The organism is Rhodanobacter thiooxydans LCS2 (genome assembly GCF_000264375.1).
Taxonomy (GTDB): domain Bacteria; phylum Pseudomonadota; class Gammaproteobacteria; order Xanthomonadales; family Rhodanobacteraceae; genus Rhodanobacter; species Rhodanobacter thiooxydans.
Map to the genome: position 1 here is coordinate 1 of NZ_AJXW01000120.1, position 6373 is coordinate 6373.

Annotated in this window: 5 protein-coding genes and 1 pseudogene; all 6 read left to right on the forward strand. The window is 55.0% G+C overall.

Translation table 11 applies throughout. From position 1 onward, the window contains the following. Positions 1 to 93, forward strand: a pseudogene (locus tag UUA_RS20345) (helix-turn-helix domain-containing protein); the annotation flags it as partial. 876 nt (positions 94 to 969) lie between these two features. Beyond that, complete coding sequence (locus tag UUA_RS17990) at positions 970 to 1632, forward strand: DsbA family protein (RefSeq protein WP_008439555.1); 663 nt, start codon at positions 970 to 972, stop codon at positions 1630 to 1632. A gap of 414 nt (positions 1633 to 2046) precedes the next feature. Then, on the forward strand, positions 2047 to 2787 hold the full coding sequence (locus UUA_RS17995) for a hypothetical protein (RefSeq protein ID WP_153022959.1): 741 nt from the start codon (positions 2047 to 2049) through the stop codon (positions 2785 to 2787). A gap of 63 nt (positions 2788 to 2850) precedes the next feature. Next, positions 2851 to 4143, forward strand: coding sequence for an ABC transporter permease (locus UUA_RS19065; RefSeq protein WP_039954489.1), 1293 nt, complete (start codon positions 2851 to 2853; stop codon positions 4141 to 4143). Between the two features lie 56 nt (positions 4144 to 4199). Continuing rightward, complete coding sequence (locus UUA_RS18005; protein WP_235605959.1) at positions 4200 to 5378, forward strand: ABC transporter permease; 1179 nt, start codon at positions 4200 to 4202, stop codon at positions 5376 to 5378. A 431-nt stretch (positions 5379 to 5809) separates the two neighbouring features. Continuing rightward, a complete protein-coding gene (locus UUA_RS18010) occupies positions 5810 to 6307 on the forward strand; it encodes an enhanced serine sensitivity protein SseB C-terminal domain-containing protein (RefSeq protein ID WP_235605957.1) in 498 nt (165 codons plus the stop codon). The last annotated feature ends 66 nt before the right edge of the window (positions 6308 to 6373 follow it).

A 6373-nucleotide genomic window follows, 5' to 3' on the forward strand; every position in this document is an offset into this window, starting at 1 on the left:
GGTTTCCCGCTCCGGCAGATCGCCCGGGAGATGGGGCGAGCCGACAGCACCATCAGCCGGGAGCTGCGGCGCAATGCGATCGTTCCACGTGGCGAGCCACAGAACATTGCCATCTCTGCGGCTTTAACCTGTTCGCTTACTATGCGGAACAGGATCGTGATCGGCAGTTGCGCTATCAAGCCCTGACAAGGCAACAGTTCAAACGCAAGATGGTGAGGCTGACGTGTGGTGGACTAGGATTGCTTTACCTTGCGCCGTACGCCCCGCGACCGTTAAGTGGTGTGATGGTGTTGACTGGTTTCTTTGCTCTGATCGCCGCCACGGCATTTTTGAAACTCATTGAGCGTATGAGATAGCCAACAGCATTCGATGCGACGAGGTGCAGCCCAGGGCGTTGTAGGGTCTCGCCTACAAAGAAATGCGAAACAACGCACAGTTAGCGAAGGTTCTGCATGAAGCGACAGGTATAGACTCGATCGTGTTGGTGCTTCCGCCGATCGACGCGATTGGTTCTAGGCGATTCGTTTTTGGGATTCAGAGACGTATGCATTGGGAGTGCGAATAGCTCAGCCCAAAGCATTCATGCGGTGGTCGGCCATAGGCAGGGATACCGCGCCACGCTCCGTATGCATGTGCTGCCGCGAACAACGGGAGGCACTACTCAGTGGGATACGGCCGGACAGGCAACGGGTATAGAGGTACGACATCAATTAACTAGGAGTGCAATGATGAAGCGTTACTTCCTGAACGTGTTTGCTCTTGCGGTGATTGCCGCTGGTGCTGCCAGCTCTGCTTTTGGGGCAGGCGCTGTCCATACGATGCTACTGAATAAATGCTCGGGCGGCGGTGGCTCGTGCGAGTGCTCGGGCGCTTGTTACGCCGATTCGACCGGTTGCGTTTGTCGCAGTAACTGATTGACCATAAGGCCGCGGCAAGCATTTGTCGCGGCCTTCTTCATGGAAGACAAGCATGGCAAGCAAGAATCTTTTTCAGAATATCGTGACCGGTGCACTTTTGGCTTGTGCGGCGATGGTGGCCGTTTCCATGGTGCACAGGGAGTTCTTTACGCCGGCCCAGGACGGCATCCTCACAGGTCAACACGTCGCGAATTGGAAGGACTTGGCAGCAAATCGCACGCCAGCGACAGGAACTGCCGCTTCTCCAGTGACGATCTTGGACTTCTCAGACTATGAATGCCCCTTCTGCAAAAGCCTCGAAGGGAAGTTGAGGACACTGGCCGCGCAGCAGCCGGGCGTTATTAAGATTGTCCGCTACGAGTTTCCTTTGACATTGGCTCATCCACACGCTTATGAGGCTGCACTGGCCGGCAAGTGCGCAGCCAAGCAGGGCGTGGTAGGAGCCTTTCAAACGGTGGTCTATCAAAATAACGCCAAACTCGGGACGCTCAACTGGAGAGATCTCGCAGCCAGCGCCCAGGTTCCTAACCTCGACCAATTCGCTTCTTGCATCGCGCAAAAGGAACTTGCTAGTGAGGTTGACGCGGATATGGCGCAAGGTCAGCGACTAGGATTCACGAGCACACCCATGCTCGTCATCAATGGAGACGTGGTAAGCGGCGACCAGAGTAAAGAAACGCTCATCGCGCTTATCAAACGGTATGCAAAAGGGTGAGAGCCCGCGTCCTGGGCTCGGTTGTATACGAGCTACGGGAGCTGGGATAGCCATCAAATGACGTGCTATCACAGAAAGCTGACACCTTAGGTGCAAAGAAATTGCCCGATCCCGGGCAATCTTGGCAACAGCTCTTCTAAGGAGGAAGTGATGAAAAGGTACATCCTTAACATCCTCGCGATCGCTGTGATCGCTACCGGCGCAGTTAGCTCTGCATTCGGTGCATCAACCACGGTGCACCCCAACCTTTTGAACAAGTGTTCCGGTGGTGGTGGTACCTGCGAATGTGCAGGTGCATGTGCTGCAGATAGCACTGGCTGCAACTGCGTCTGATCGACGAGGGCCGCAGTGTATCTGCGGCCCTCCCGAGCGACTCACGCAGATCGCTTGCCTCCAAATTCCAGGAGATTTTCTATGTCAATTTCCCGACCCCTCTCTCTATCAATGGCTATGTTCGGTCTTGCGCTCGCTGCAACTTGCTCGGTAAGCCTCGCAAGCTCCTCTCCATCCAATCAATCGCCAACTCAAGCAAATCAGACAGAAGCCATCTCCTCAGAGCCTTCTTTTGATGTGGATGAGCTGGCCGCCAAGCGTGTTGAAGTCAGCGGCGCCCCAAGCGAAGACGACGGATACGCGCTCCTGGCGAAGGATGTGGTGATTGTGCGAGCCCAAAAGCGCGATCTTGCCGGGATCCGACGCCTTCGGATGGAAAGAGGACAGCAGCCTATAATGTGGTTTCGCAACAATAAGTCGAGCTTCACAGTCACAAATCCGACGCTGGTCAACAAAGCGGTCGATCTCGACTCCCAGGTGGCGACAATCGCCTCTCAGCAAAGCGCTGAAATGAAACAGCTGAGCTCGGCAATGCGTGCCGCTAGAACATGCGATCGAGAACTCGCTCAACTTCGCATGCAGAGGACGCAGGCGAGGATGTCCGCCATATCGGGCACGAAAGCGACCCAGGATCCTGCGCTCACTAGTCAAAAGGTTGCCGACAACCAAGCGAAGCGGAAAGAAATTGATCAGCAGATCAAATCACTTGAAGCGTCCCTGCGAACAACCGAGGCGCAGCTCAGCCGTGCAGTAGCTTTGCGCGATGCGGGGATGAAGCAGATTGAAGTTGACGCCCTCAAGGCAGGTCTAAACCAAGCTTAAGAAATTGGAATTTCGGGCGGCACATGGTGCCGCCCGATTGATTGCGTTGACCAAGGAGGCCGGGTGTTTCGCTATTACCTACAGCTGAGTATCCGCAGTCTTGCGCGAAACCGCGTCATCGCCAGCATGCTAATCGTTGCGATTGGACTGGGCATTGGCGCGAGCATGACTATGATCACGGTTATCCATGTGATGACCAAAGATCCTGCACCGACCATAAGCGGAAGCTTGTTCTATCCCTTCATTAACGCAAGCCCTCTCGGGTGGCAGGGAGCGGGGGGGGAGAGCTTCACCTGGGCCGATGCATCTAGCCTTTTGGATGCCCATAGAGCTGACCGGCAGGCAGCCATGGCCGGTGGCCGAGCGTTGATCAGTCCACCCGGCGGGCGATCCAGCCCGTTCTACGTCAGCGGGCATCTGGTGACTGCTGAGTTTTTTGGCATGTTCGAGACGCCTTTCGTTGGGGGATCTGGATGGACGTCGCAAGAAGACAGTGACCATGATCGAGTGGTTGTGTTGAACGGTGAACTTGCCAAAAAGCTTTTTGGCTCAGCTAATCCTGTAGGTGAGATGCTTCATCTGGATAATGTTGATTACCGCATTGTAGGCGTGCTTTCAAATTGGCACCCGCAACCCCTATTTTACGGCGGTCTGAGCGGAGACTATGCCTTCGGTGAAGGAGACCAGTTTTTCGTTCCCCTGCAAACAGCGCTTGACCAGAAAATGCGCATCGGGGGAGGCATGTCGTGTTGGGGCGAAGACAAAGACCCACACAAAGGGGATCAATGTGGGTGGCTCCAGTTTTGGGTTCGCCTAGACAGTCCCAAACGCCAAGCAGAGTATCTCCAGTTTTTGAACTCGTATTGGAGAAACCAACAGCAGCATGGAAGGATGCTGCGCGCCGCCGATGCTAGGTTGGATCCTCTGATGGAACGACTGCAGCACTTGAATCTTGTGCCCGATGACGTGTCGCGGCAGCTGTTCCTTGCTCAACTATTCTTGGTCGTCTGTCTACTAAATGCGGTAGGTTTGCTTCTTGCCAAGTTCTTGCAGATGGCACCTCAAATCAGCATTAGGCGGGCATTGGGTGCGAAGAAGCGGGATATTTTAATCCAGCTGATGAGTGAGGCCGCAGTTGTCGGCGTGCTTGGTGGAGCCTTGGGCTGTGCACTGACGGTATTTGGACTCAACCTCATTCGAGGTCAACCTGATCGATATGCCCAACTGGCTCATCTTGATGTCGTCATGTTGACGCTCACCATAGGCCTTGCGATCTTCTCAAGCTTGGCTGCTGCCGTTGTCCCTGCTTGGCGAGCTTGCCAGATTCCCCCCGCGCTGGAGCTCAAACTGCAATGACTGCCCGCGTGCACCTTGGACATATCCTGCACTCACTTCGCAGGCACCAATTGACCGTGCTGATCCTCATCATCGAGGTCGCATTTTCCTTTTCGGTGGTCTGCAATATGGCACTAATGGCGAGCCATAGGGTACTTGCCTCGCACCAGGAAAGCGGCCTCCAAGAATCTGGATTGGGCATGCTATCCAGCACAGACAGGTCGAGTGCGAGTGGCGATAACCATTGGGTGCGCACGGTCGAGGCAATGCGCGCTATCGAGGCTGTTTCGGGCGTCGAGGCTGTGGCAGCCGTACAGTCACTGCCTTTGAATGGAAGTAGCTACAATATTTCCTTCTCACGGTCATTGCCTACCGACTCGGGCAGTGGTGGGGGTGTGCAGGTCAGCGCATTCATTGGCTCGCCTAATATGGTGAATGTCCTTGGGCTGGAGATATCCAAGGGACGGTCGTTTACCCGAGACGAGTACGTCCTAAATAAGGATCAGGGTGCTGCACTGACGGAAGCAGGTTCGGTGCTTGTTTCTGAGCAACTCGCGAGGAAGTTGTTCGGCTCACGTAACGCGCTGGGTCAGGTGGTATATGTCGAACGCCACCCGATGCGCATCGTAGGAATTGTCAGGCACCTACTCAGCCCGGCGCCCACGTTGGGCGCTGAGAATGAACTCACCGCCATCGTGCCCGTCCTACCAAACAGTGACACTACTGCTTTTCTCGTCCGTGCCAAGCCAACTGATCTCGACCGTACACTGCACCGTAGTGCCCAAGCCCTATTTGCCGCAAATCCCAATGGGGTCATTGAAAACGTCGGGACTTACGAAGATCTGCGTACGAAATACTTCCAGCACGACGTGGCTATGCTGCGTCTTATGACCTATGCGTTGGTTGCTTTGCTAGTGGTCACCATCATCGGCATTGCGGGCTTGGTAAGTTTCTGGGTGTCGAGACGAGGGAAATCCATCGGCGTTCGTCGCGCTTTGGGCGCACTCAGGAGTGACATCGTCTATCACTTCCTTGTCGAAAACATCTGCGTGGTAGTAGCTGGGCTCTGTGTCGGAATCGCGGGAGCGTATACCCTCAACGCCTATCTTATTCGACACTATGGCGAGTCGCCGATGTCAGTCATATTCCTCTTGTTCGGAATTGTGTTGATGGTTGTGGCTGGGCAACTTGCTTCTCTCGGGCCTGCCATCCGAGCGGCCAAGATACCTCCTTCGGCCGCGATGCGCGGTAGATAGTGCTTGTATGAGTGCTCAGCCGATGACCGCCTAGCACGCTGTTGCGCGCAGCATCGCTTCGATAGATTCGAGCATGAAAGAAGCGGTACCCCGTAGCTGGAATCGGTGACCCCGCATCCACCAGACGTACGGCCCTCGTCATCTCACAGATCGGCGACCTGCTCCGAGCCGATCAAGTTGTAGGCGGCGAACGTCCACGTCACCAACGGGACTGTGCTGCAAGAGTTAACTCACCCGATCCCCTTCTACCCGGTACATCAGTACACAAGAAAGTTTGCGCGGAACCGCGTACTACAAATCTGTAACTCGATTTGGGCGAGCAACTTGGCGGCGCTGGTCAGTTTGTCTGGCGCCAGTGAGCAGTTAATTTGGTGACGGCGAGCAATGTTGGTGGCAAACGCTGATCAATTCGTTGGCGTTTAGCACAGCCGTTGCGCGATGGTATTTCGATTGTGGCTATGTCGGGTCGGCGTCTGTTTGAACTTACGCGCGGCGCCACCTTGATGCTCAATCCAAATATCGATGCGGTAGCACTGTATCCACCGGAGATCACGGCGATTCTTGAGGGCAGAGAGCTTGGCTACTTTGCGCAGCAGGAACCCATTGACAACGAAGTCATACTTGCAGGTCCGCCCAGCGTCTCAACGAACGAAGTTGATGAGGTGCTGCGTGAGTTGTTCGAGCAGGAGGGGACTGTTAGGGCTGCCTATCTGGCAGAGGTGAACACCCAAAGCAACAAGCCGGAGGAATTCATTCTTCTTGGAATAGTGGCAGCTTCGGTGGCCAAAGAGCGGCTCCTACAACTTGTGACGCTAGCCCTCAAAACGAAGTCGCCGCGAATGGATCTCCCCCTGAGCATTGCGTTCTTCACACCCGATGAGGCGCTTCCCGATATTTGCCACAGGGGCATCCAGTTTTACGGAACATAAGCAGATGACAGGATGAGGGCACTGGCCGGAATTTTCCGGGATTCCGGGCGGATTCAACTTTGAAGT